At 68.9% G+C, this 22,028-nt stretch carries 18 protein-coding genes and 1 riboswitch; of the genes, 11 read left to right on the forward strand and 7 right to left on the reverse strand.

Annotated elements, in window-relative coordinates; translation table 11 throughout:
- Positions 1–5: 5 nt before the first annotated feature.
- The 3 genes from OB895_RS06380 to OB895_RS06390 form a co-directional block, all read right to left on the reverse strand.
- Positions 6–1,439, reverse strand: coding sequence for an APC family permease (locus OB895_RS06380; RefSeq protein WP_079112487.1), 1,434 nt, complete (start codon positions 1,437–1,439; stop codon positions 6–8).
- Positions 1,440–1,598: 159 nt separating this feature from the next.
- Positions 1,599–4,748 carry an aminotransferase class III-fold pyridoxal phosphate-dependent enzyme gene (locus OB895_RS06385; protein WP_311879510.1) on the reverse strand — a complete coding sequence of 1,050 codons (3,150 nt, stop codon included), beginning with the start codon at positions 4,746–4,748 and terminating at the stop codon, positions 1,599–1,601.
- Positions 4,745–5,371 carry a gamma carbonic anhydrase family protein gene (locus OB895_RS06390; RefSeq protein WP_042542210.1) on the reverse strand — a complete coding sequence of 209 codons (627 nt, stop codon included), beginning with the start codon at positions 5,369–5,371 and terminating at the stop codon, positions 4,745–4,747. Before OB895_RS06390 ends, OB895_RS06385 begins: the two co-directional genes overlap by 4 nt.
- Before the next feature lie 154 nt (positions 5,372–5,525).
- Between OB895_RS06390 and OB895_RS06395 the strand changes: the two genes are divergently transcribed.
- Positions 5,526–6,407 (forward strand): SDR family oxidoreductase, encoded by an 882-nt coding sequence (locus OB895_RS06395; protein WP_311879513.1) that lies wholly within the window; start codon positions 5,526–5,528, stop codon positions 6,405–6,407.
- A gap of 10 nt (positions 6,408–6,417) precedes the next feature.
- On the opposite strand, the gene mfd is transcribed toward OB895_RS06395, so the two are convergent.
- Positions 6,418–9,981 (reverse strand): transcription-repair coupling factor, encoded by a 3,564-nt coding sequence (gene mfd, locus OB895_RS06400; RefSeq protein ID WP_311879514.1) that lies wholly within the window; start codon positions 9,979–9,981, stop codon positions 6,418–6,420.
- Positions 9,982–10,061: 80 nt separating this feature from the next.
- On the opposite strand from mfd, the gene OB895_RS06405 reads away from it, so the two are divergent.
- From OB895_RS06405 to OB895_RS06435, 7 genes are all read left to right on the forward strand, one after another.
- On the forward strand, positions 10,062–10,625 hold the full coding sequence (locus OB895_RS06405) for a GNAT family N-acetyltransferase (RefSeq protein WP_056376032.1): 564 nt from the start codon (positions 10,062–10,064) through the stop codon (positions 10,623–10,625).
- Between the two features lie 46 nt (positions 10,626–10,671).
- Entirely contained in the window at positions 10,672–11,535 is an 864-nt protein-coding gene (locus OB895_RS06410) for an Fpg/Nei family DNA glycosylase (RefSeq protein ID WP_042542087.1), read from the forward strand.
- A 54-nt stretch (positions 11,536–11,589) separates the two neighbouring features.
- Positions 11,590–11,735: riboswitch (FMN riboswitch) on the forward strand.
- A gap of 72 nt (positions 11,736–11,807) precedes the next feature.
- Entirely contained in the window at positions 11,808–12,842 is a 1,035-nt protein-coding gene (ribD, locus tag OB895_RS06415; protein WP_042542088.1) for a bifunctional diaminohydroxyphosphoribosylaminopyrimidine deaminase/5-amino-6-(5-phosphoribosylamino)uracil reductase RibD, read from the forward strand.
- Entirely contained in the window at positions 12,842–13,471 is a 630-nt protein-coding gene (locus OB895_RS06420; RefSeq protein ID WP_042542089.1) for a riboflavin synthase, read from the forward strand. The genes ribD and OB895_RS06420 overlap by 1 nt, the downstream gene beginning before the upstream one ends.
- The gene (gene ribA, locus OB895_RS06425; protein WP_311879516.1) at positions 13,468–14,736 is read left to right on the forward strand and encodes a GTP cyclohydrolase II; all 1,269 of its coding nucleotides are present in this window, start codon (positions 13,468–13,470) and stop codon (positions 14,734–14,736) included. Before OB895_RS06420 ends, ribA begins: the two co-directional genes overlap by 4 nt.
- Positions 14,733–15,206: a 6,7-dimethyl-8-ribityllumazine synthase gene (gene ribH / locus OB895_RS06430; protein ID WP_056376023.1), complete on the forward strand. Its 474-nt coding sequence runs from the start codon at positions 14,733–14,735 to the stop codon at positions 15,204–15,206. The genes ribA and ribH overlap by 4 nt, the downstream gene beginning before the upstream one ends.
- A 55-nt stretch (positions 15,207–15,261) precedes the next feature.
- Complete coding sequence (locus OB895_RS06435) at positions 15,262–15,621, forward strand: Fe-S protein (protein WP_311879517.1); 360 nt, start codon at positions 15,262–15,264, stop codon at positions 15,619–15,621.
- Positions 15,622–15,637: 16 nt separating this feature from the next.
- Here the strand turns inward: OB895_RS06435 and OB895_RS06440 are convergent, their stop codons facing one another.
- The 3 genes from OB895_RS06440 to OB895_RS06450 all read right to left on the reverse strand — a co-directional run bounded on the left by OB895_RS06440 (position 15,638) and on the right by OB895_RS06450 (position 17,540).
- The gene (locus OB895_RS06440) at positions 15,638–16,723 is read right to left on the reverse strand and encodes an ATP-binding protein (protein ID WP_311879519.1); all 1,086 of its coding nucleotides are present in this window, start codon (positions 16,721–16,723) and stop codon (positions 15,638–15,640) included.
- A gap of 137 nt (positions 16,724–16,860) precedes the next feature.
- The gene (locus OB895_RS06445; protein WP_311879521.1) at positions 16,861–17,238 is read right to left on the reverse strand and encodes an SHOCT domain-containing protein; all 378 of its coding nucleotides are present in this window, start codon (positions 17,236–17,238) and stop codon (positions 16,861–16,863) included.
- Positions 17,239–17,282: 44 nt separating this feature from the next.
- Positions 17,283–17,540: a DUF8691 family protein gene (locus OB895_RS06450; RefSeq protein WP_079112478.1), complete on the reverse strand. Its 258-nt coding sequence runs from the start codon at positions 17,538–17,540 to the stop codon at positions 17,283–17,285.
- 155 nt (positions 17,541–17,695) lie between these two features.
- Here OB895_RS06450 and OB895_RS06455 point away from each other — a divergent pair, with 155 nt between their 5' ends.
- The 3 genes from OB895_RS06455 to OB895_RS06465 all read left to right on the forward strand — a co-directional run bounded on the left by OB895_RS06455 (position 17,696) and on the right by OB895_RS06465 (position 21,949).
- Positions 17,696–20,260 (forward strand): winged helix-turn-helix domain-containing protein, encoded by a 2,565-nt coding sequence (locus tag OB895_RS06455; RefSeq protein WP_311879522.1) that lies wholly within the window; start codon positions 17,696–17,698, stop codon positions 20,258–20,260.
- A 63-nt stretch (positions 20,261–20,323) separates the two neighbouring features.
- Positions 20,324–20,479 carry a hypothetical protein gene (locus OB895_RS06460; RefSeq protein ID WP_311879523.1) on the forward strand — a complete coding sequence of 52 codons (156 nt, stop codon included), beginning with the start codon at positions 20,324–20,326 and terminating at the stop codon, positions 20,477–20,479.
- 15 nt (positions 20,480–20,494) lie between these two features.
- Positions 20,495–21,949, forward strand: coding sequence for a hypothetical protein (locus tag OB895_RS06465; protein ID WP_311879525.1), 1,455 nt, complete (start codon positions 20,495–20,497; stop codon positions 21,947–21,949).
- Positions 21,950–22,028: the final 79 nt, after the last annotated feature.

The following is a 22,028-nucleotide window of genomic DNA, read 5'->3' on the forward strand; positions in this document are numbered from 1 at the left end:
CGTCGTCAGCTCTCGTCGACCGGCACCTTCACGACCTTGTTGAATCCGGTCACCGCCTGGTTCTCGTCGAACGCGACGACCTTCTTGCGGAAGCCCCTCGTGATCACAGCGAGGTAGATCAGCCCGAGCGCCGTCCAGATCAGACCACCGGTCAGGGCGTCCGCGTGCAAGTTCGCCCACAGCAGTCCGGTGAGCAGCATGCCGATTCCCGGCATCACGATGTAGGAGAAGATGTCGCGCGGCGTGTGACGCCGACCCTTGCGGATCGCGAACCAGGCGATCACCGAGATGTTCACGAAGGTGAACGCGATCAGCGCGCCGTAGTTGATCCACGCCGCGATCAGCTCGAGCGTGAAGGGGATGGCGAGCAGTGAGATGGCGCCGACCAGCACGATGTTGAAGGTCGGCGTGTGCGTGCGGGGGTTGATGTAGCCGAAGGCCTTCTGCGGCAGCACGTTGTTGCGTCCCATCACGAGGAGCATGCGCGACACCGATGCGTGCGAGGCGAGCCCGGACGCCAGGGTCGCGCAGAAGCCCGCAGCCGTCAGCACGGCCATGAGCACGTTGCCGCCGACGAGGTTGCCGATGATCGGCAGGGTCGAGTCCTCGACGTACTGCATGTCGCCACCGGGAGCGAACTCGTTCCAGTCCGGGAACCGCAGCTGCGTCACGTACGCGGCCACGAGGAAGATCGCTCCGCCGAGCAGCACCGTGAGCAGGATCGCCTTCGGCATGATCTTCGGGTCCTTCGCCTCCTCGGCGTACATCGTCACGGCGTCGAAGCCGATGAACGAGAAGCAGACGATCGTGGCGCCCATGAGCACCGCGCTCATCGTCGCCCCGTCGTGGATGAACGGAGCTGCCGACGCGATCGTCCCCGCACCCTCACCACGCATCAGCTGGGCGACGACCATGACGACGAACACGACCATCACGACGATCGAGAACACGAGCAGGATCATGTTCATGTTCGAGGTGCCGCGCATGGTCATGTAGATGATGCTCGTGACGAGGATGCAGTAGAGCACCACCCAGATCCAGCCGGGGATGTCGGGGAACAGCGCCTCGAGGTAGCTGCGGATGATGAGGCAGTTGACCATCGGGAGAAGCACGTAGTCGATGAGCGAGGTCCAGCCGACCATGAAGCCGAGGTTCGGATGGATCGACTCGCGCACGTAGGTGTAGGCGGAACCGGCGCTCGGGATGGCACGGGAGATCTTGCCGTAGCTGATCGCCGTGAAGACCATCACGACGAGGGCGACGAGGTAGGCGGCGGGAACGACGTTGTCGGTGTCGCGAGCCACCATGCCGAAGGTGTCGAAGACGACGGTCGGCGTCATGTAGCCGAGACCGAGACCGACGATCGCCCAGAGACCGAGGTTGCGTCGCAGTCTTCCGCCGCCCTGCGCGAGCGGCTTCGTCTTGATGGGCGTGGCCATGAGTACTCCTTCGGGAACAGCGCATGGGTCGGACTTCGGGCGATCCGACGCTGACGCTCAGTATGTACCCGATATATTCCTCAGCGGAAGAGCAGATCTGATTCGAAATACGCATTTAACATGCCGCGAACCGACTCGATTCGAAGATCGGCCGCCCGATCACCACCCGTCAGTGAGCACTCGATCCAGCATCGCGACCACGTGGTCGGCGCTCTCGATCGACAGACAGAGCGGAGGCTTGATCTTCAGCACGTTCGATCGCTCGGAGGTCGTGAGCACGATCACGCCCAACTCCCGCATCCGCTCGCAGATCGCTGCGGCCTCGGCATCCGCCGGCTCCATCGTCTCGCGATCGCGCACCAGCTCGACGCCGAGATAGAGCCCTTCGCCGTGCACAGGACCGATCAGCGGATGCCGCTCCGCGAGCGCACGAAGCGCGTCTGCCAGATGTCCACCGACCTCGAGGGCGTTGCGCTGCAGATCGTCCTCGACCATGGCGTCGAGCACGGCGAGGCCGACGCTGCTGCTGAGGGTGCTGCCACCCGCTGAGGAGAAGAACTGCCCCTGGCTGCTGAGCGCGTCGGCGATCCGCTTCGATGTGATCACGCCCCCGATGGGGAAGCCGTTGCCCATCGGCTTGGCGATCGTGACGATGTCGGGGACCACTCCGGACTGTTCGAACCCCCAGAAGGTCGACCCCATGCGACCGAAGCCCACCTGCACCTCGTCGGCGATGCAGATACCGCCCCCCGCGCGCACGAGTTCGTAGGCGCCCGCCAGATAGCCGTCGGGCAGGAGCACTCCCCCGGCGTTTCCGAGCACGGACTCGCACAGGAAGGCTGCGGGCTCTCTGCCGTCTGCGACGAGACCGTCGAGGTCTGCGGCGAGATCGGCGAGGTAGCGGCCGGCCGTGTCCTGTCCGCGGTAGGTGCCGCGGAACGGGTTGGGCACGTCGGCGATGTGCACCCAGTCGGGCCGCGTCTCGAGAGCATGCGGGTTGTCGTAGGCGCTGGTCGTGACCGCATCGCTTGCCATCGTCCACCCGTGGTAGGCCTCTCGGAGCGCCACCACCGTGCGTCGTCCGGTGGCCGCCTGCGCCAGACGGATGCCGAGATCGACCGCCTCCGAGCCGCTGTTCACCAGCAGCACCGTGTCGAGACCGCTCCCCTCGGGCATCAGCGCGATCAGCCTCTCGCTGTACTCGGCGAGATCGCGGAACAGGAACCGCGAGTTGGTGGCGAGCGTCTTCAGCTGCCGGTTCGCGGCCGCCGCGACTCCGGGATGACCATGGCCGAGTCCCGCGACGTTGTTCACCATGTCGACATAGCTGCGACCGGTCGTGTCGACGAGATGGTGCCGCCAGCCGCGTTCGATCTGCGGCGGATGCTCGTAGTAGCGCTCCTGAGCAGTCGCGAAGATGCGCTCCCTGCGCTCGAGCTCCTGGGCGGCCTCGTCGTGCTGCGCGTGGGAGGGAAGCCCGAGCAGCGCAGCCGGGTCGGCGGTGAAGCGGCGCCACGCCGCGACGCAATCGGGTGCCACGAGATGCGCGGCGACTGACGTTTCGGGCCGCGGCGCCGGAAGCGGCGGAGCATCGGCTCGCCTGAGGCCGATGACGATCGTCCTGTTCTCGAACGATGCCGCGAGCCTGCCGATGCTCTCGCCCCGCTCGACGCGGCCGCTGCGGTTCGGCTCGAGGTCGGCGCCCCGGAGCTCGAGCACCCACCCGGTGTCGAGCGCGATGCGCACCCCACCCTCTGTGATCTTGAGCTCGCCCTCTGCCGGCGCGATCATCCGCGACGACGGCCCAGGGGCGACGTGCACTTCGGTCTCGATCGGCCAGGTGGCCACAGCGCTCGCGGTGTCGACCGCCGTGCGAGTGAGCCGGAACACGCCGTACGGAACGACGGCAGCTCGCGCACCCCTCGCGTGGGCCTCGGCGACGAGGAGCGCCTCGGCGTCGGGATGCGCCCACCGGCCTGCGTCCAGCCCCTCAGCCTCGACACCGGGGTCGACCACGACGACGCGACCGTCGAGCTCCGGAAGAAGGGTCGACAGCTCGGGGCGTGCATCGTCGGCAGCAGCGAACGGCGAACGGCCGGGCTCAGGAGTCCCGGGCTCAGCAGTCTCGGGCTCGGTCTTCTCGGGCTCGGGAGCCTCCGCCACTGCTGCCTCGGGCTCTTGCGCCTCGGGCTCTTGCGCCTCAGGCTCTTGCGCCTCGGGCTCCCGGGTCTCCGGCTCCGGCACCGCCGTGTGCGAGGCGGTCGGCGTCGGCGCCTCGAACTCCGGCGACTCGAACCCGAGCCGAGCGAGCACCAGCTCGGTCGCCTCGGCGAGCGGAACGGCCGTCGCGGCGTCGAAGATCGCCTGCTCGCCTGCGATCCGCTCGCGGGCGTAGTCGTTGTCTCCGTCGATCGCGAGCTGTCTCCATCCGCTGGCGACGAGCAGAGCCGCTCGCAGCACGACCAGTGGCCACACGGCGAGCGCTTCGTCACGGCTGAGCGGTGCGTCGGCATGGAACGCGGCCACGGTATCGAGGGCACGGAGCGGGCGCTCCGGCTCGTGGTGCAGCATCGACGAGACGCATACGGCCAGTTCGGCGACGCGCCAGCCAAGCCCCAGATCGCCCAGGTCGAGGACGGTGTGCGGGTGCAGCCGGGAATCGTCACCGCGCGTCCCGGTGACGTTGTCGTCGGTGAGGTCGCCGTGGATCGGCTGCACCGGCAACGCAGCGGCCACGATCGACAGTGCCTTGTGCGCGTCCTCCGCGGCCGTGCGCACGCGGGAGCGCAGCTCGGCCTCCGTCACCGCCGGGGCGAGCGCGCCGATCTGGGCATAGGCGACGCGCATGTCCCACATCTGGTCGCGCTCGAGCCCTGGATGCGCGAGACCCGCGAGCGCGTTCACGGATGCCGCCGCCAGCGCGCCGAACTCGGCGAGGACCACGGGAGCCAGATACCCCGCATCGACCATCGGCTCACCCGCGGCGAACTCACTGCGGCGCACCGCGAATCCCCGCCAGCGCTGCGTGAGCTGACCGTCGAGTCCGGGGAGCACGGCGGGAACCCGCACGCCGGCCGCGCGATAGGCATCGAGCGCCGCATGCTGCGCGGCTCTCGCGTCGTCACCGAAGACGGGGTTGTCGACGCGCAGCACGCTGCGCGATCCGTCCGGCTCGACCAGCACGAAATTGCGGTCCTGATTACTGCCGAGCTCGGTCGCCACCGCCTCGACTCCGTAGCATTCGCGAGCGATCAGCGCGGCGTCGTCCGTGCTGATGTCCGGTCGGACGAGCCCCGCGCCGTCACTCACCCGCGACCCGCCGCGCGACCGTCGGCGTCGAGACGCACATCGTCGGCATGCCGGGCCAGCGAGCTGCCGTAGCGCTCGGTGAGCTGCACCATGAGGTCGGGGGTGTCGCGATCCACGCCGAAGACGTGCCCGGGGAAGTCGAGTTCGGGTTGCGCGGCGGAGATCTCCTCCTCCCTGTCGGGAGACAGGAGCTGCACGGGATCTCCGACCGCGACCCAGCCGATCGGCACGACCGTTCCGGCCGGGAGCACCGCTCGTCGGTGCACGATGGCGTTCACCCGCACCTCGCATCGATCCCCGACCAGCGCACCGTTGAAGATCCGTGCCCCGGACGCGAAGAAGACCTCTTCGCCCACGGTCGCGCCGGCGATGCTCGCGAGCGTTCCCACGAGGGTGTGCGCACCGATGTGCACGGCGTTCGCGGCCGTGGCTCTGATGAGCGCGTTCTCCATCACGATCACGTGCTCGCCGATCGTGATCGGCCCTCCTTCTGCGGTGATCACGGCGCCATGGAGCACCTGGCAGTCAGGGCCGATGGTCACGTCTCCGGAGATCACGGCGGTGGGAGCGACGACGGCGGTGTCATGGATCCGGGGCCGAGCCCCGAGGTGCTCGTACAACATGACGCCAGCGTAGCGCCGCCGCATCCGTGTCGAGAAGGCTGACCGAGCCTCCTGCTACGCTGACGCCCATGAAGTGCAGCTGACTCGATCCCTCCCCCGCCTCCGACCGCCATTCGGCGTGCCCGGGGCTCCATCGATCGAAAGGCGCATCGCCATGCACTCCCACGACCTTCCCCTTTTCGGACGCACTGCTCTGGTGACCGGCGTCTCCCGCAGACGCGGCATCGGATTCGCGACCGCGACGACGCTCGCGTCCCTCGGCGCGAACGTGTTCTTCCACCACTTCCGCCCCCATGATCTCGACCACCCGTGGGGCGGGGACGACCTCGACGCGGTTCGCGCCGGCATCCACGACTCCCTCGCATCCGGGGCCATGATGGGCGACGCCCAGGCGGATCTCCGCGACCCGGCCAGCATCGACCCTCTGCTCGACGCGGCATCAGCGCTCTCGGGTCGGCTCGACATCGTCATCTGCAACCAGGCGATGAGCGGCGGCGACGGCACGATCTTCGACATGACCGCCGACCGACTCGACGCGCACTGGCAGGCCAACACCCGCGCCTCGCTGCTGCTCACAGCCGGGCTGGCGAATCGAGTACGCCGAGAACTCGGCGGTGCAGAGACTCCGGTCGGTCGCCCCGGCGACAGCATCCCGTCGCTCGGCCCCTTCGAGAAGCCGACCGCTCACGTCGTCTGGATGACCTCGGGTCAGGGGCACGGGGCGATGCGCGGCGAGATCTCGTACGCGACGAGCAAGGCCGCGCTCGCGGGGATCACCCGTTCGACTGCGGCCGAGCTGCTCGATGTCGGGATCGTGCTGAACACCGTCAATCCGGGTCCGGTGAACACGGGCTACCTCGATGCCGACACCACGGATCGCGATCTGTCGGGCGTCGAGGATTGGATCGCGGGCACGCCGTTCGGCCGTGTCGGTCGCCCCGACGACCCTGCCCGCCTGATCGGCTGGCTGTGCACGGACGCCGGCTCGTGGGTGGTCGGTCAGGTGCTGACCACCGACGGCGGATTCTCGCTGTAGCCGGTTCCCGTCACTCGACCTTCGCCGGTTCGGGGAAGATCGCTGTGAAGAGCTGGTCGACCCAGTCGAGCAGCTCGGCTGCCTGCAGCGGTTCGAGTCCCACTCCCACGGCGGCGGGCACTGTCGGCATCGGCACGACGAGCGCCTCGCCTCCGCCGACCAGCTTCGCCTTGGGGTACAGCCGCTGCAGGCGCACCTTGATCGAGTCCTCGAGTCGAGCCGGTGCGATGCGCAGGTTCGAGCCCATGACCACGACGTCGGAGAGTCCGGCTCTGGCTGCACGACGGCGAAGGCGGGAGACCGCGATCAGGCCCGTGACCTCGTCGGGAGGGGTGCCGTAGCGGTCGGTGAGCTCGTCGATGACGAGATCGATCGCGTCGTCCTTCGCCGTCGCCGTCGACGCCGCTGACAGCTTCTGGTATGCCTCGAGACGAAGTCGTTCGCTGTCGATGTAGTACTCGGGGATGCGCGCGTCCAACGGCAGCTCGAGGCGCAGCTCCTGGCCCGACTCGACGTCTTCGCCACGGAACGTCGCGACGGCCTCGCCGATCATCCGGAGGTAGAGGTCGAATCCGACCCCGGCGATGTGTCCGGCCTGTTCACCGCCGAGCAGGTTGCCGGCGCCTCGCAGTTCGAGGTCTTTGAGCGCGACCTGCATTCCCGACCCCAGGTCGTTGTTGACGGCGATCGTCTGGAGGCGGTCGGCCGCCGTCTCGCTGAGAGGCTTCATCTCGTCGTAGAGGAAGTACGCATAGGCGCGCTCGCGACCTCGACCGACACGGCCGCGCAGCTGGTGCAGCTGGCTCAGCCCGTACTTGTCGGCCCTGTCGATGATGATCGTGTTCGCGTTCGCGATGTCGAGACCCGTCTCGATGATCGTGGTCGAGACGAGCACGTCGAACTTGCGCTCCCAGAAGTCGTCGACGACCTGCTCGAGCGCGTGCTCGCCCATCTGACCGTGCGCCACGGCGATGCGCGCCTCGGGCACGAGCTCGGCGAGCTGGGCAGCGACGCGCTGGATCGACTGCACGCGGTTGTGCACGAAGAACACCTGGCCCTCGCGCAGGATCTCTCGACGGATCGCCGCCGCCATCTGCTTGTCGCTGCGGGGCCCGACGAACGAGAGGATCGGATGCCGGTCCTCCGGCGGCGTCGCGAGCGTCGACATCTCGCGGATGCCCGTGACCGCCATCTCGAGCGTGCGCGGGATGGGCGTCGCGCTCATCGCGAGGATGTCGACATTCGTCTTCATCTTCTTGAGGGTGTCCTTGTGCTCGACGCCGAAGCGCTGCTCCTCGTCGATGATCATCAGGCCGAGGTCTTTGAACATGACCTGATCGGTGAGGATGCGGTGGGTGCCGATCACCATGTCGACGGTGCCGTCGAGCAGGCCGTCGAGAGTGAGACGCGCCTCCTTGTCGGTCTGGAAGCGCGACAGCGGACGCACCTTGACGGGGAATCCGGCGAAGCGCTCGGTGAACGTCTCGAGATGCTGCTTGACGAGCAACGTCGTCGGCACGAGCATCGCGACCTGCTTGCCGTCCTGGATCGCCTTGAACGCCGCGCGCACGGCGACCTCGGTCTTGCCGAAGCCGACGTCGCCCGACAGCAGCCTGTCCATCGGGATCGGCCGCTCCATGTCGGCCTTGATCTCATCGATGGTCTGCAGCTGATCGAGGGTCTCGGCGAACGGGAACGCCTCTTCGAGCTCGCGCTGCCAGGGCGTGTCCGGGCCGAACGCGTGACCCTTCGCGCTCATCCGCGCCGAATACAGCTTGACCAGCTCGACGGCGATGTCGCGCACGGCCTTGCGAGCCTTGCCCTTCGCCTGCGACCAGTCGCTGCCGCCCATCTTCGACAGGGTCGGCCCCTCGCCGCCGACGTACTTCGAGAGCAGGTCGAGCTGATCGGTGGGCACGTAGAGCTTGTCGCCGGGATAACCGCGCTTCGACGGGGCGTACTCGAGCACGAGATAGTCGCGCACGGACTTCGTCGCGTTGCGCCCGCCGGTCGACACCTCGCGCTGCGTCATCTCGACGAATCGGCCGATGCCGTGCGTGTTGTGCACGACATAGTCGCCCTGCTTGAGCTGCAGCGGATCGACGACGTTCTTGCGACGCGACGCGAGCTTCTTGACGACGCGCTGGTCTCCGCCGATCGTGCGCCCGTAGAACTCGTTGTCGGTGAGGACGGCGAGCTTGGCCTCGGGGATCTGGAATCCGGCTTCGACCGAGCCGGTGACGAGAGTCGCGACGCCGGTGTCGGGCGCGTCGGTCAGCTCGGACACGATGCGGGCGGCGATCCCTCGGTCGGACAGCACGTCGCGGGCACGGTCGACGAGGCCCGCTCCGGCGGCGATCACGACGACCCGCCAGCCGTCTGCGACCTTCGCCTCGACGAACGAGATCGCACCGTCGACGTTGCCGTGGAACGACGGGATGACCGAGGCGTCGATGGTCTCGGCGTCCTCGCCGCCCATCGAGAACGGGCTCAGTCGCCACCAGACGCCGCCGCGATCGCGGACGACCTCGCGCAGCCGGGCGATGGTGAGGAAGTCGCCGGCACCGAGATCGATGGGGGCCGACGCGCCGGAGGTCGCCGCGCTCCAGGCCGCGTCGAGGAACTCGCGGTTGGTCTCGCCCAGTGTGATCGCACGGGCGCTCGACCGCTCGGGGTCGACGACGGCCGTCGCGACGCCCTCGGGCAGGTACTCCGCGAGCGACTTCAGCGGACCGGAGACCGCCGGAAGAAGAGACTCCATGCCCTCGACCGGGATTCCCTCGGCCATCTTCTCGAGCATCCCCGCGATCGCCGGGAACACGCCGATCAGCGCTCGCGCGCGATCGCGAACGTCAGGAGTCAGCAGCAGCTCGCGGCTCGGCGGCAGATCGACGCCGTCGACGTCGCCCGGGAGCGAGCGCTGATCAGCGACGGAGAACGAGCGGATCTGGTCGATCTCGTCGCCGAAGAACTCGACGCGGAACGGATGCTCCGAGATCGGGGGGAACACATCGAGGATGCCGCCTCGGACGGCGAACTCGCCTCGGCGCGAAACCATGTCGACGCGCGAATAGGCGCGCTCGACCAGCTGCTCGACGACGTGGTCGAGTTCGTGACCGCGGCTCGCGGTGCGCAGCTCGAGAGGCGCGATCTCACCGAGGTTGCCAGCGATCGGCTGGAGGGCGGCTCGCACGGAGGCCACGACGACGAGGGGGTGATCGCCCGACCATTCCGCGATGCGACGCAGGGTCTGCAGTCTCTGACCCACCGTGTCGGTGCTGGGGCTGAGTCGCTCGTGCGGCAGCGTCTCCCACGCGGGGAAGGTCACGACCTCGGCATCGGGGATGTACGCGGTGAGCGCGGCAGCGAGACTCTCGGCCCGCCTGCCCGTCGGGACGACGGTCAGGAGCGCGGCGGGATGCCCCGCTGCCCGGCGCTTCTCGAGCAGACCCGCGAGCGCCGGAGCGTCGAGTCCGTCGACCAGGCCGAGATCGGCATCGGTCTGGGCCCACGTCAGGGCGTCACGAAAAAGAGATGCCTCTTCCAAGGCGCGCAGAATCCCCGGCACAGTCACCGGACAAGCCTAGCCGCGGCCGCAGACACCGGCATCGGGATCGTCCCGGACCCGCGCTGCGAGACCCGTAGGATGCCGGGATGGAACCGGTCACTCTCACCACCGAGCGCCTCGTCCTGCACGTGCCGGACGAGTCCGACATCGACGCGATCACCGCGGCCTGTCAGGATCCGGAGATCCCTCGATGGACCACCGTGCCGAGCCCGTACACGCGCGAGCACGGCGAAGGGTACGTCCGCCTGATCGGCGAGTGGTGGGCCGATGGCAGTCAGGCGATCTGGTGCGCCTATCGCGACGACGAGCTGGTGGCCTCGATCGGACTGCACCGCATCGTCGAGCACTCGACCGGCGGGGACGCCGAGATCGGCTACTGGGTCACGGCGTCCGCCCGCGGCAACGGCTACCTCGTCGAGGCTGCGCGCGCCGTCGTCGACTGGGCGTTCGACGAGCTCGGCCTCGCCCGCCTCGGCTGGCGTGCGGTCGCGGGCAACGTCCCGTCGGCCCGAGCCGCCCGCGCCCTCGGGTTCCGGTATGAGGGTCTGGGGCGACAAGCGCTCACGAGCGACCGCGGGCGTGACGACGGATGGTTCGGCGGGCTCCTCGCGACCGACGATCGCACCCCGGTGGACTGGCCGATCCTCTGAGAAAGCGCCCTAGCCGCGTGTCCGACGTCGGTGGCAGGATGAGCGCATGCCTGAGATGCCGGAGGTCCAGGGCCTGACCGCCTTTCTCGCCGAACGCACGGTGGGGCGCACGATCGTTCGGACGAGCGTGGGCGCGATAGCTGCTCTGAAGACCTACGACCCGCCCAACACGGCTCTGCACGGGGCAGAGATCACCGCAGCATCTCGCCGAGGCAAGTTCATCGTGCTCTCGTGCGGCGACGACCTGCACCTCGTGTTCCATCTCGCCAAGGCAGGCTGGCTGCGGTGGTACGAGACACTGCCGACGACGCTCATCAAGCCCGGCAAGTCACCCATCGCCGTGCGGGTGGGCCTCGACGACGAGAGCGGCTTCGACCTCACCGAGGCGGGCACGAAGAAGTCGCTCGCCGTCTATGTCGTGCGCGACCCGGAAGAGGTGCCCGGCATCGCCCGCCTCGGCCCGGATCCACTCGAGGAGACCTTCACGCGTGATGTGTTCGCCGGGCTGCTCGACGGCCGGCGGACGCAGATCAAAGGGCTGCTGCGCGACCAGAGCTTGATCGCCGGGATCGGCAACGCCTACTCCGACGAGATCCTGCACGCCGCGCGCATGTCGCCGTACGCGATCGCCGCCACGCTGAGCGGCGACGAGATCGATCGGCTGTACGCCGCCATGCGGACGACGCTGACGGATGCCGTGGCCGAGGCCTCCGGCAAGCCGCCGGCTGACCTCAAAGACGCGAAGCGCCGTGGGATGCAGGTGCACGCTCGTCGCGGCGAGGCGTGTCCGGTGTGCGGCGACACCGTGCGCAGCGTCTTCTTCGCCGACCGCTCGATGGAGTACTGCCCGACCTGCCAGACCGGGGGCAAGCCGCTCGCCGATCGCCGCCTGTCGCGGCTGCTCAAGTAGCACTTCGACGCGGAATGAAACGCAGTCGGATGTGTTGAGTACACTCAGAGCATCAACGTGCTCCGGGGTCGGTGAGAATCCGAACCGGCGGTGACAGTCCGCGAGCGTCTCGGTTCTCCGAGATGCCGATCCGGTGGAATTCCGGGACCGACGGTGGTGCGAGGCCCAGCCTCGCTAGTCCGGAAGGGAGGCAGCACGGTGCGCCGCTGCGCGCGCGTTCTGCCGACGTCTCCTCCCGAGGAGAATCCCCGGAGCCTCAGAGAGGACCACGGATGGCAGTGAACGAGGCGGAACGGCGGGCGATGACCCGCGCGCTCGAGCTCGCGACGCTCGGCCCACGAGGCGTGAACCCTCAGGTCGGCGCCGTCATCCTCTCCCCCGAGGGCGAGATCATCGCCGAAGGCTGGCACCACGGTGCCGGCACGCCGCACGCCGAGGTCGATGCGCTCTCGAAGCTCGCACCCGGCGCGGCCGACGGCGCGACCGCTGTCGTCACCCTCGAACCCTGCAACCACACCGGGCGAACCGGCCCGTGCGCCGTCGCGCTCATCGACGCGGGCGTCTCGCGCGTCGTCTACGCACTCGACGACCCGGGCGAGGTCTCGGGCGGCGGCGGCGAGCGTCTCCGCGCCGCGGGGGTGAGCGTCGACTCGGGCGAACAGGCCGATGCCGCGCACGCGATCATCGGGGACTGGCTCACCGCTCAGCGTCTGGGGCGCCCGCACGTCACGGTGAAGTGGGCCCAGTCCCTCGACGGTCGGGCTGCGGCATCCGACGGCAGCAGCCAGTGGATCACAGGACCGCAGGCCAGGGCCGACGTCCATCGACGTCGAGCCGCTGCGGATGCGATCGTCGTCGGAACCGGCACCGTGCTCTCTGACGACCCCTCGCTGACGGCCCGCGACGGCGACCTGCTCTACGACCGGCAGCCGATCCCGGTCGTGATCGGCTCGCGCTCGACCCCCGACGACGCGTCGATCCGTCGGCACCCGAAGACACCGCTCTTCTTCGACACGCACAACCTGAGCGCCGTGCTCGCCGACCTGCATTCACGCGGCGTCCAGAGCGTGTTCGTCGAAGGGGGTCCGACCCTGGCGAGCGCGTTCATCGCAGCCGGACTCGCCGACCGCGTGCTCGCCTACGTCGCTCCCGTGCTGCTCGGCGGCGATCGACTGGCGCTCACCGACATCGGCGTCGACACCATCGACGCCGCCCGACGCCTGACGATCGAGGAGTGGCTGCCCCTCGGTGCAGACCTGCTCGCCGTCGCACACCCCGTGCTCACCACTGAAGAAGGAGCCGCCTGATGTTCACCGGAATCATCGAGGAGATCGGCGAGATCACCGCGATCGCGCCCGCCGGAGACGGGTGGCGTCTGACGGTCAGGGCCCCCAGAGCTGTGTCCGACGCCGTGCACGGCGAATCCATTGCGGTCTCCGGCGTCTGCCTCACGGTCGTCGATTCGACAGCCGACACGTTCGACGCCGATGTGATGAAGCAGACCCTCGACGTCGCCGCCCTCGGCGGAGCGACCGTCGGCACTCGCGTGAACATCGAGAAGGCGATGCCGGTCGGCGCCCGCCTCGGCGGTCACATCGTGCAGGGTCACGTCGACGGTGTCGGCAGCGTGCTCGAGGTGCGCCCCGGCGAGCAGTGGAGCGTGCTGCGCATCTCGCTGCCAGACGACCTCGCGCCGCTCGTCGTCGACAAGGGCTCCATCTCGGTCGACGGCACCTCGCTCACGGTGAGCGCGGTCAGCCCCGTCGACGTCGATGTCCACTGGTTCGAGATCTCGCTCATTCCCGAGACTCTCGCCGCCACCACCCTCGGCTCGCGTGCGGTCGGCGACCGCGTGAACCTCGAGACCGACATCCTCGCCCGGCACGTCGAACGTCTGCTGGCGTTCAGGGCAGCACCGGAAGGAGGCTCGCGATGAGCCTTTCCACCGTCCCCGAGGCCCTCGAGGCCCTCCGCGCCGGGCGACCGGTCCTCGTCGCAGACGACGAGAACCGCGAGAACGAGGGCGACGTCATCCTCTCGGCAGAGCTCGCCACGCCCGAATGGGTCGCCTGGACGGTTCGCTGGTCATCCGGCTTCATCTGCGCGCCGATGCCCGCCGACCTCGCCGACAACCTCAACCTGCAGCCGATGGTCGCGGCATCCGAGGACGCACGCTCGACCGCCTACACGGTGAGCGTCGACGCGGCAGAGGGCGTGACCACCGGCATCAGCGCTCACGACCGCGCCCACACGCTGAACGTCCTGGCGAACCCCGAGTCGACCGCGACGAGCATCATCCGCCCCGGACATGTGCTTCCTCTCCGCGCGGTCGACGGCGGCGTGCGCGAGCGCAGCGGTCACACCGAGGCCGCTGTCGACCTGATGAAGCTCGCGGGTCTGCGCCCGGTCGGCGCGATCGCCGAGGTCGTCGCCGAGGACGGCAGCATGATGCGGCTTCCCGGGCTCATCGAGCTGGGTGCGCGCGACGGCGTGCCGGTCATCACGATCGAGCAGCTCATCGCGCATCTCAACGAGACCGACCCCACCGGCTGGTCTCCCGAACGAGCCAGCAGGCGCGTGAGCCTGCGCGCGGATGCGACCGTGCCCACCCCGCACGGCACGTTCCGCTTCCTGGCGTACAAAGACAGGGTGACCGGCACCGATCACATCGCCGTCGTGTCGGGCGAGCTGAGCGAGACCGCTCTCGTGCGGGTGCACTCGGAGTGCCTGACGGGCGAGGCGTTCGGGTCGCTCAAGTGCGAGTGCGGCCCCCAGCTCGACGCCGCTCTCGACGCGATCGAGCAGGACGGCGGCGTCGTCATCTACATGCGGGGCCATGAGGGCCGGGGCATCGGGCTGATCAACAAGCTCCGCGCGTACAGCCTGCAGGAGGAGGGCCTCGACACGGTCGACGCGAACCTCGCGCTGGGGCTCCCGGCCGACGCCCGCGACTATGCGGCTGCGGCGGGAATCCTCGCCGACCTCGGTGTGTCGAAGGTGCGCCTGCTGACGAACAACACCGACAAGGTGAACCAGCTGCGCGGCCTCGGGCTGGATGTCGTCGAGCAGGTGCCGCTGATCGTCGGCGTCGGACCCAACAACCACCAGTACCTCGAGACCAAGCGTGACCGGATGGGTCACATCATCGGAGAGGCGGAGCTCGCAGAGGCTCTTGCCGACGGACGGAAGGACGACGCATGAGCGGCGCAGGAGCACCCAAGACCGAGAAGATCGACGGACGCGGGCTGAAGGTCGTCATCGTGGCCGGCACGTGGCATGACGTGATCACCGACGGCCTGATCGCCGGTGCGCAGCGCGTCCTCGACGAGGCCGACGCCGCATACCGGCTCGTGCGCGTGCCGGGTTCGTTCGAGCTCGCTCTCGCCGCGCAGGCCGCGTTCGCGGGCGGGGCGGACGCCGTCGTCGCCCTCGGCGTGATCATCCGCGGCGGAACCCCGCACTTCGAGTACGTCTCGGCCGCGACGACCGACGGACTGACCCGCGTCTCGCTCGATGCGGGCAAGCCCGTCGGCTTCGGCGTGCTGACGCTCGACGACGAGAAGCAGGGCCTCGACCGCGCGGGTCTCGAGGGCTCGAAGGAGGACAAGGGCGCGGAGGCTGCGGATGCCGCGCTGCGCACCGCGCTCCTCGTGCGCGCGCTGCGGGGCTGAGAGGTCAGCCTGCCCTTGCTGGCGCGCGCACCTCGCGTGCTCCTAGCGTGAGGGTATGGAGACTCTGCGTCATGTCGTTCTGTTCGTCCACCTGATCGGCTTCGCCGTGCTCTTCGGCGCCTGGGCGGTGCAGGCCTTCGGCGGCAAGCGCGAGTTCACCCGTCTGATGACCATCGGCATGACGATCGCCGCGGTCGCGGGCCTCGCACTCGCAGCACCGTGGGGTCTCCCCGAGGGCGTCGAGATGAACTACGCCAAGATCGGCACGAAGCTCGTCGTGCTCCTCGTGATCGGTGCGCTCCTCGGCATCGGCACCTCGAAGCAGCGCAAGTCCGGATCCGTGCCCGTCGCGATGTTCTGGCTCGTCGGCATCCTGACGGCGCTCAACGCAGGCATCGCGGTCATCTGGCGCTGAACCGCGGATCACTCGGTCACGAGCGCAGCGGTACTCGCACGTCTGCGCCCGCTTCCTCGGTCAGCCGCTCCCCCATCTGCGCGAATGTCGGCTGCGCGATGAACCCACCGGCGAACAGCGCCTGTCCCTGAGCGAATCCCTGGGCCCGGCGGATGTCGTCCTCCCCGACGAAGCCGAACACGTCCGCCAGTTCGGCGATGTCCCGCGGGGCGTTCACGCGCATGAGGCCGAGGTTGTCGCACTGCGAGAGCACGTTGGGGTGGATCTTGGTCGGGCGCTGCGTCGACAGGAAGAGCCAGAGGCCGAACTTGCGTCCCTCGGCCGCGATCTGAACGAGCCTCTCGGTGACAGCCTTCTCGACGGCGGTGCGCGGCTCGGGTGAGCAGAGGTTGTGCGCCTCGTCGATCACGATGAGGAGCGGTCGACGGCTCTCTCGCTGCATCCACAGCGCCTCGAGCACGGCGAGCGCCGCCACCTTCGGCTCCGCAGGGTGGTCGAATCCCCCGAGGTCGAGGACGGTGGCCCTCGGCCGTTCAGCGATCACATCGACGACGGATCCGGCTCCTCTCGACCAGAGGTCCCACTCGAGCACCTGCAGGTTCTCCATGCGATTCGCGAGCCGGATATGCGCCGGGTCTCCTGTCGCGCGGAACTGTCTCAGCATGTCGTCGGCGTCGAAGTCCGTGGTGCTGACGGGCCAGTAGAGCAGGACGTTGTACTCCTCGGCATCGGCGATCGGGTCGATCTGCAGAACCGCGGCCTTGGCGGCCGGAGACAGATCGATGTATCGGGCGTGCAGCTTGTCTCCCTCTCCGTGACCCGATCGGAACACGCGGATGTCGGTCTGCGCGATGGCGGCCGCATGCTCGGTCGAAGCGCCTGCTCTCGTCTCCGCCAGCCTCACGAAGTCGGCATTCGGATCGAGGATGAGCATCGGCAGTTCGGTGTGCAGCAGGAGCTGCTCGAGCACGACGCCGAGCGCGTATGTCTTCCCGCTGCCGCTCTGGCCGCACCAGAACGTGTGTCGGTTGAAGCGGCGTGCGTCCAGCTGCACAGACGTTCCCGCATCATCCGTCATCGTGCCTATGGTCAGTTCGGTCATGCCCGGCCTCCCGCCCTTCGTCGGCCTCCAGCCTGCCTCGGACTCCCGACGGGGTCATCACACGTCTCGGGTGACGCGGCTCGCCCGTCCAGGTGGTCGACGGACGTCCTCCGCCCGTCGGCCGCTCCCCGGATCGGCTAGGACGCGAGCGCCTTCGCCTTGAGCGTCTCGAACTCGACCTGGGTGATCACGCCCGAGTCGAGCAGACCCCGCGCCTTCGTGATGTCGTCCGCCGGCGAAGAGCCTGCGGTCTCCCGGATGTAGGCGGTCTGAGCCGCTTGCAGTTCGGCGATCTGCTCGCCGCGCCGCTGCGCCATCCCCTGCCCGCGGGCGATGAGATACACGAGTGATGTCAGGAACGGGAGGAAGACGAGGAAGATGATCCACACCGCCTTCAGCCACCCGTTGAGAGAGCTGTCTCGGAAGATGTCGCCGATGATCGTGAAGACGACCATGAGGTACGAGATGAAGACGAAGGCCCAGAAGAACCAGGCCACGAGATCCCAGATGGACATGCGCGATGCCTTTCGGTCGGAGGTGGTGAGTACCAGCTCCGAAGCTAGCCACGTGCGGATGCGCCCGCGTCACCCTGCCCGGGTGACCCGTCCTGCACCGCGGGGACGGGATTCACCGAGATGACCTCGATGTGGAGGTCGTCGAAGGCTCCGAGAAGACCCAGCAGGCGCGGCTGATCGTCGACCGGTCCGAGGATGCTCGTGAGTCCGCCTGGTCGGTCCTGCACCGTGAAGCCGTCCAGCGCCTGTGCGAGCTGCGGGCTCATCCGTCCTCGGACGAGCACTTCGAAGACCCGGGTCATGACGGCAGCCTCTCTGGAGCGCGAGCAACATGGGCGCGAGCGCGATCGTCCCATGATGCACGCGCGGATCACGGCCGTCCTCATCCTCTGCGGATGATCTGAACCGGCTGTGGATGATGCGACCGCGCCCTGCCATACTGACAGCGGAATCGCCGATGACAGCCATACCTCCCCCGCCGGCCCACGCCGTCGAGCGACCACGATTGCGCAGCCGACTCGACGCGACGCTCAACGCGCCCCTCAGCGTCGTCGTGGCCCCGGCCGGCTCCGGCAAGACGGTGCTGCTGTCGCAGTGGGCGACATCGCACCCCGACGTGCGTGTCATCTGGATCGGGCTGGAGCAGGCGGACAGCGATCCGCGCCGTCTCCTCGACCATCTCCTGAGCGCGGTGCTGCCTCCCGGCCATGGGACGACAGATCTCGGACGACCGCACGCAGTCACCGCGCGAGCCTTCGGGCGCCCCGTCCTCGAGTCTCTCGTCGGAGTCTTCCGCGAGCATCCCCCGGTCGTGCTCGTGCTCGACGACCTGCAGCACCTCGCCGGATCGCCGCTGCTGCCAGACCTCTGGTGGCTCGCCGACAACGTTCCCGAGCACACCCACCTCATCTTCTCGTCACGTATCGACTACGGCCTCGGCTGGGGGCGTCACCGGCTGAGCCACTCGCTGATCGAGCTGCGACAGAGCGACCTTGCGCTCGATGAGGCCGCGAGTGCGACGCTGCTCGAACGGATCATCGGCGCTCCCGTCAGCCCCCGCACTCTCTCAGCAGTCATGGAGCGCACCGAGGGGTGGGCCGCCGGCGTGGTGCTGACCGGTCTCGGTCTGCGCAGCGAAGCCGATCCGGAGCAGTTCGCGAGGGAGCTGCGCGGCACCGATCGCCTCATCTCCGAGTATCTGAGCGAACAGGCTCTGGCCCAACAGCCTCCCGAGCGCCGATCACTGCTGCTGCGCCTCTCGGTCCTCGACCGGATGTCCGCAGAACTCGTCGAGTCGATCCTCTCCGTCGACGACGCGACGTCGCTCTTCGAGGAGCTCGAGAGAGAGTCGATGTTCCTCGTCGCCCTCGATCGGAGACGGGAGTGGTTCCGCTTCCACCCGATGTTCCGAGAGCTCCTGCGCTACCGCTTGAGGGCCGAGCACCCCGGAGCGGCGACCGAGATCCTCACGGCCGCGGCCGACTGGCATATCGCGCGGGGCGACGCGTCGTCGGCCATCGACTACCTTCTCGAAGCAGGATCGTGGGAGCGCGCGGCGACCGTCATCTCCGGATGCGGCCGCGAGATGCTCGAACGCAACGACACCGTGTCGGTCAGCCGGTGGCTGGATGCGCTGCCGGCAGAGTTCCGTGCGACCCGTCCTGACGTCGAGATCCTGCGCGGGATGCTGATGATGATGAACGGGGATGCGGCCCGAGCCGAGGACGTGCTCCGCGAACAGGCCGATCGGCCGACCCTCACACCGGGCCGATCGGCGATCATCCACACGTATCTCGCCGCGCGGGTGCAGTTCCGGCCTGATCCCCGCGTCGCACTGCAGGCCGCCGAATCGGCGGTGACGCTGCTCGGCGAGAATCCGGATCTGCGCACGCCCGAGCTGCTGGGTCTCACGCACCCGCACCTGCTGCGCGCGAGTTCGCTGACCTCGGCGGGCCGCGCGCTCTTCCTCGCCGGTGATCTCGGCGCTGCGCGACGACGATTCGACGAGGCGCTGGCCGAGCCAGGGGCCCAGTACAGCCTGTACCGCATCCATCTCCTCGGCTCGCTCGCGCTGCTGGAGGCGTGGGCCGGACGGCTGCGTCTTGCCGCGGCGATCTCGCAGGAGGCACTGGACCTCGCAGCCGAGACCCGCCTGCTCGCACATCCATCACCGGCAGACGCCTTCCTGGCCGCGGCGCTCGCAGCGATCGAGCGGGGCACCCCGTCCGCCGCCGCCACGCCCCTGCACGAGGGCGCACTCCGCGCCGCCGCGAACCACCGCACTCAGCTCATGTGGATCGCGCATCTCACGAGGGTTCTCAGCGAGGGAGACGTCGTCGACCCGGTCGATCCGCTTCCGTCGACGCCGCCGCCGATCGTCGCGGCGGCGCTCGAGGCCGAGGAGGCTCGCACGCTGCGCCTCGCGCATGCGTCGAACGGCGGATTGCGTCATCCGTCGGCAGGACGCTGGTCGCCTCTGGTGTTCGAGGCGACCGCCGCCGCACTCACCCGCAACCGTCTCGACCTCGCTCGCGCCCACCTCGATGCTGTCTCCCCGGAGCCGTCTGAGTCGGTGCCTCGCGCCGGCGTGGAGCAGCTCATCCTCCGCTCCTGGCTCGACGCCCGCGAGGGCGGCGCGGACGCGGACGCCATGCACCGGGCCCTCGACCTGGCCTCGCAGCACGATCTGGTCGCCGTCTTCGTGCGAGCGGGCCCCGAAGTCATGCGTCTGATCGCCGACCTCCCCGGCACCCCGACGCCGTTCCGCGCCAGCGTGCTGGAACGGGCGAGCCTGCTCCGTCGCGCCCGCTCATCCTCGCCCGAGCTGGCCGAGCAGCTCACGGATCGCGAACTCGAGATCCTCGCGTACCTGCCGACCCGGATGACCAACATCGAGCTCGCGGCCCGCTGCTACGTGTCGCCCAACACGATCAAGACCCACATGGCTCACATCTACCGAAAGCTGGCGGTTCCCAACCGCAACTCCGCCGTCGCGCGCGCCCAGGATCTCGGACTGATCTGACGCCGCGGTATATCGCCCTGAAAGGGTGACGCGGCCGCACGCCCTGAGCCCGAGAGTGGCACCGTGAGCCATGCGAACGTGCTTGAGGAGTCACCCCTCATCAGCGGGGCGCTCATCGGCGAGGCCGTGCTCGGTGCTCTGGTGTCGATCCCGATCACCGCAGCGATCCTGCTGGTCATCACGCAGGTGCTTATCCCCGTCAGAACGCGAAAAGTCTGAGGAAGGAGAACCCTCATGGCACGGTCCACGGTCCAGGAGCTGCAACGGCGCCTCGCTGCCCTCGAAGCCGAGAACAGCGCGCTCCGCGGCGGCATCCCGGCGGCCACCCCCGCCCCGACGCCCGGTCCGGTCGAGTCGCGCCGCCGATCCCGCGGGTGGGGACGCACCCTCTCGGCGACCGTCCTCATCGTGCTGGGTGCGCTCATCGCACCCGTCGCCCTGGTGGCCGCCTGGGGCAACGTGCAGCTCACCGACACCGACCGGTTCGTCGCGAGCTACTCCGTGCTCGCGAGCGATCCTGCGGTGCAGTCCGCGGTCACCGATCAGGTGGTCGAGGCGATCGAGGGGCAGGTGGACATACCGACCCTCACCACGGACGTGATCGACGGCGTCATCGAACTCGGCACCGGCCCCGCGGCGACTCGTGCGCTGGAGCTGCTCAAGGGCCCAGCCGCACAGGGACTCCAATCGCTCGTGGGCACCGTGGTCGAGCGCTTCGTCGAGTCCGAGGCGTTCGCGAACGTCTGGGCATCCGCGCTTCGCATCAGCCACTCGCAGGTGGTGTCCGCGCTGCAGAACGATCCCGATGCGACCATCGCGCTCGGGTCCGACGACACGATCGGGATCCAGCTGGCGCCGATCATCGACGCCGCGAAGGACGTGCTCGTCGACCAGGGCGTCGGGTTCGCGGCATCGATCCCGACGGTCGATCGCACCATCACCGTCGCGCAGGTCGACTCCCTCGCCTCCGTCCAGCTCGCCTACGAGCTGGTGGTGGCGGCCGGGCTGTGGCTGCCCTGGGTGGCCATCCTCTTCCTCGCCGCCGGGGTGGTCGTCGCGCGACGACGCTCGGTCGCGCTGGTGACCGCGGCGCTCTCCCTCGGTCTCGTGATGCTCATCGTGCTCACAGGCCTCGCCGTCGGCAGGGTGTTCTTCGACTCGGCCCTGCGCAGCAACGGCATCCCGGCGGATGCCGGCGGCGCGATCTACGAACTGGTCGGCGGCGCCATGCGCGACACCGCCGTGGCTGTGCTCGTGCTCGCGCTCGTCACCGCCGTGGTCGCGTGGTTCGCCGGACCCTTCGACGTTCCTCGACGACTTCGAGCCGTCGTCCACGGTGGTGCCGCCTCGCTACGCGGCGCCCTGGAGCGGCGCGGCCTGAGCACCGGGCGCGTCGGCGCGTGGCTGTACTCGCGACGCGCTCTTTTGAGGGGCGTGATCATCGTGGTGGGTGCGGGGGTCGTGTTGCTCGTGCGGCCGCTCAGCCCCGCGCTCGTGCTGTGGACACTGGCGCTGTCGCTCCTCGCCGTCCTGATACTGGAGGTGGTCGAACGTCCGCCGTCCGCTGATGCCGATGCCGATGCCGATGTCATCGACGTCGTGCCGTCCGAGGACGACGCGCTCCACGACGTCGCGGGTGAGAAGGCGGCCCCCGCCTCCGCCGCCCCCCTTGGTCCGGCCAGCTCATGACCCGGTCGGCTGAGGTCGCGAAGCCGTTCGCAGAGCGACGCGAGAGAGGACGCGCCGCTCGATCGCGGGTGCCTCGGGC

The organism is Microbacterium forte, assembly GCF_031885415.1.
GTDB classification, from domain to species: domain Bacteria; phylum Actinomycetota; class Actinomycetes; order Actinomycetales; family Microbacteriaceae; genus Microbacterium; species Microbacterium forte.

Coding starts and splice junctions, on each gene's coding strand:
- ribH (WP_056376023.1), top strand. CDS start 14,733: ATGAGCGGCGCAGGAGCACCCAAGACCGAGAAGATCGACGGACGCGGG.
- OB895_RS06405 (WP_056376032.1), top strand. CDS start 10,062: ATGGAACCGGTCACTCTCACCACCGAGCGCCTCGTCCTGCACGTGCCG.
- OB895_RS06440 (WP_311879519.1), bottom strand. CDS start 16,723: ATGACCGAACTGACCATAGGCACGATGACGGATGATGCGGGAACGTCT.
- OB895_RS06390 (WP_042542210.1), bottom strand. CDS start 5,371: ATGTTGTACGAGCACCTCGGGGCTCGGCCCCGGATCCATGACACCGCC.
- OB895_RS06450 (WP_079112478.1), bottom strand. CDS start 17,540: ATGACCCGGGTCTTCGAAGTGCTCGTCCGAGGACGGATGAGCCCGCAG.
- OB895_RS06410 (WP_042542087.1), top strand. CDS start 10,672: ATGCCTGAGATGCCGGAGGTCCAGGGCCTGACCGCCTTTCTCGCCGAA.
- ribA (WP_311879516.1), top strand. CDS start 13,468: ATGAGCCTTTCCACCGTCCCCGAGGCCCTCGAGGCCCTCCGCGCCGGG.
- OB895_RS06395 (WP_311879513.1), top strand. CDS start 5,526: ATGCACTCCCACGACCTTCCCCTTTTCGGACGCACTGCTCTGGTGACC.
- OB895_RS06455 (WP_311879522.1), top strand. CDS start 17,696: ATGACAGCCATACCTCCCCCGCCGGCCCACGCCGTCGAGCGACCACGA.
- OB895_RS06465 (WP_311879525.1), top strand. CDS start 20,495: ATGGCACGGTCCACGGTCCAGGAGCTGCAACGGCGCCTCGCTGCCCTC.
- OB895_RS06435 (WP_311879517.1), top strand. CDS start 15,262: ATGGAGACTCTGCGTCATGTCGTTCTGTTCGTCCACCTGATCGGCTTC.
- ribD (WP_042542088.1), top strand. CDS start 11,808: ATGGCAGTGAACGAGGCGGAACGGCGGGCGATGACCCGCGCGCTCGAG.
- OB895_RS06420 (WP_042542089.1), top strand. CDS start 12,842: ATGTTCACCGGAATCATCGAGGAGATCGGCGAGATCACCGCGATCGCG.
- OB895_RS06445 (WP_311879521.1), bottom strand. CDS start 17,238: ATGTCCATCTGGGATCTCGTGGCCTGGTTCTTCTGGGCCTTCGTCTTC.
- OB895_RS06380 (WP_079112487.1), bottom strand. CDS start 1,439: ATGGCCACGCCCATCAAGACGAAGCCGCTCGCGCAGGGCGGCGGAAGA.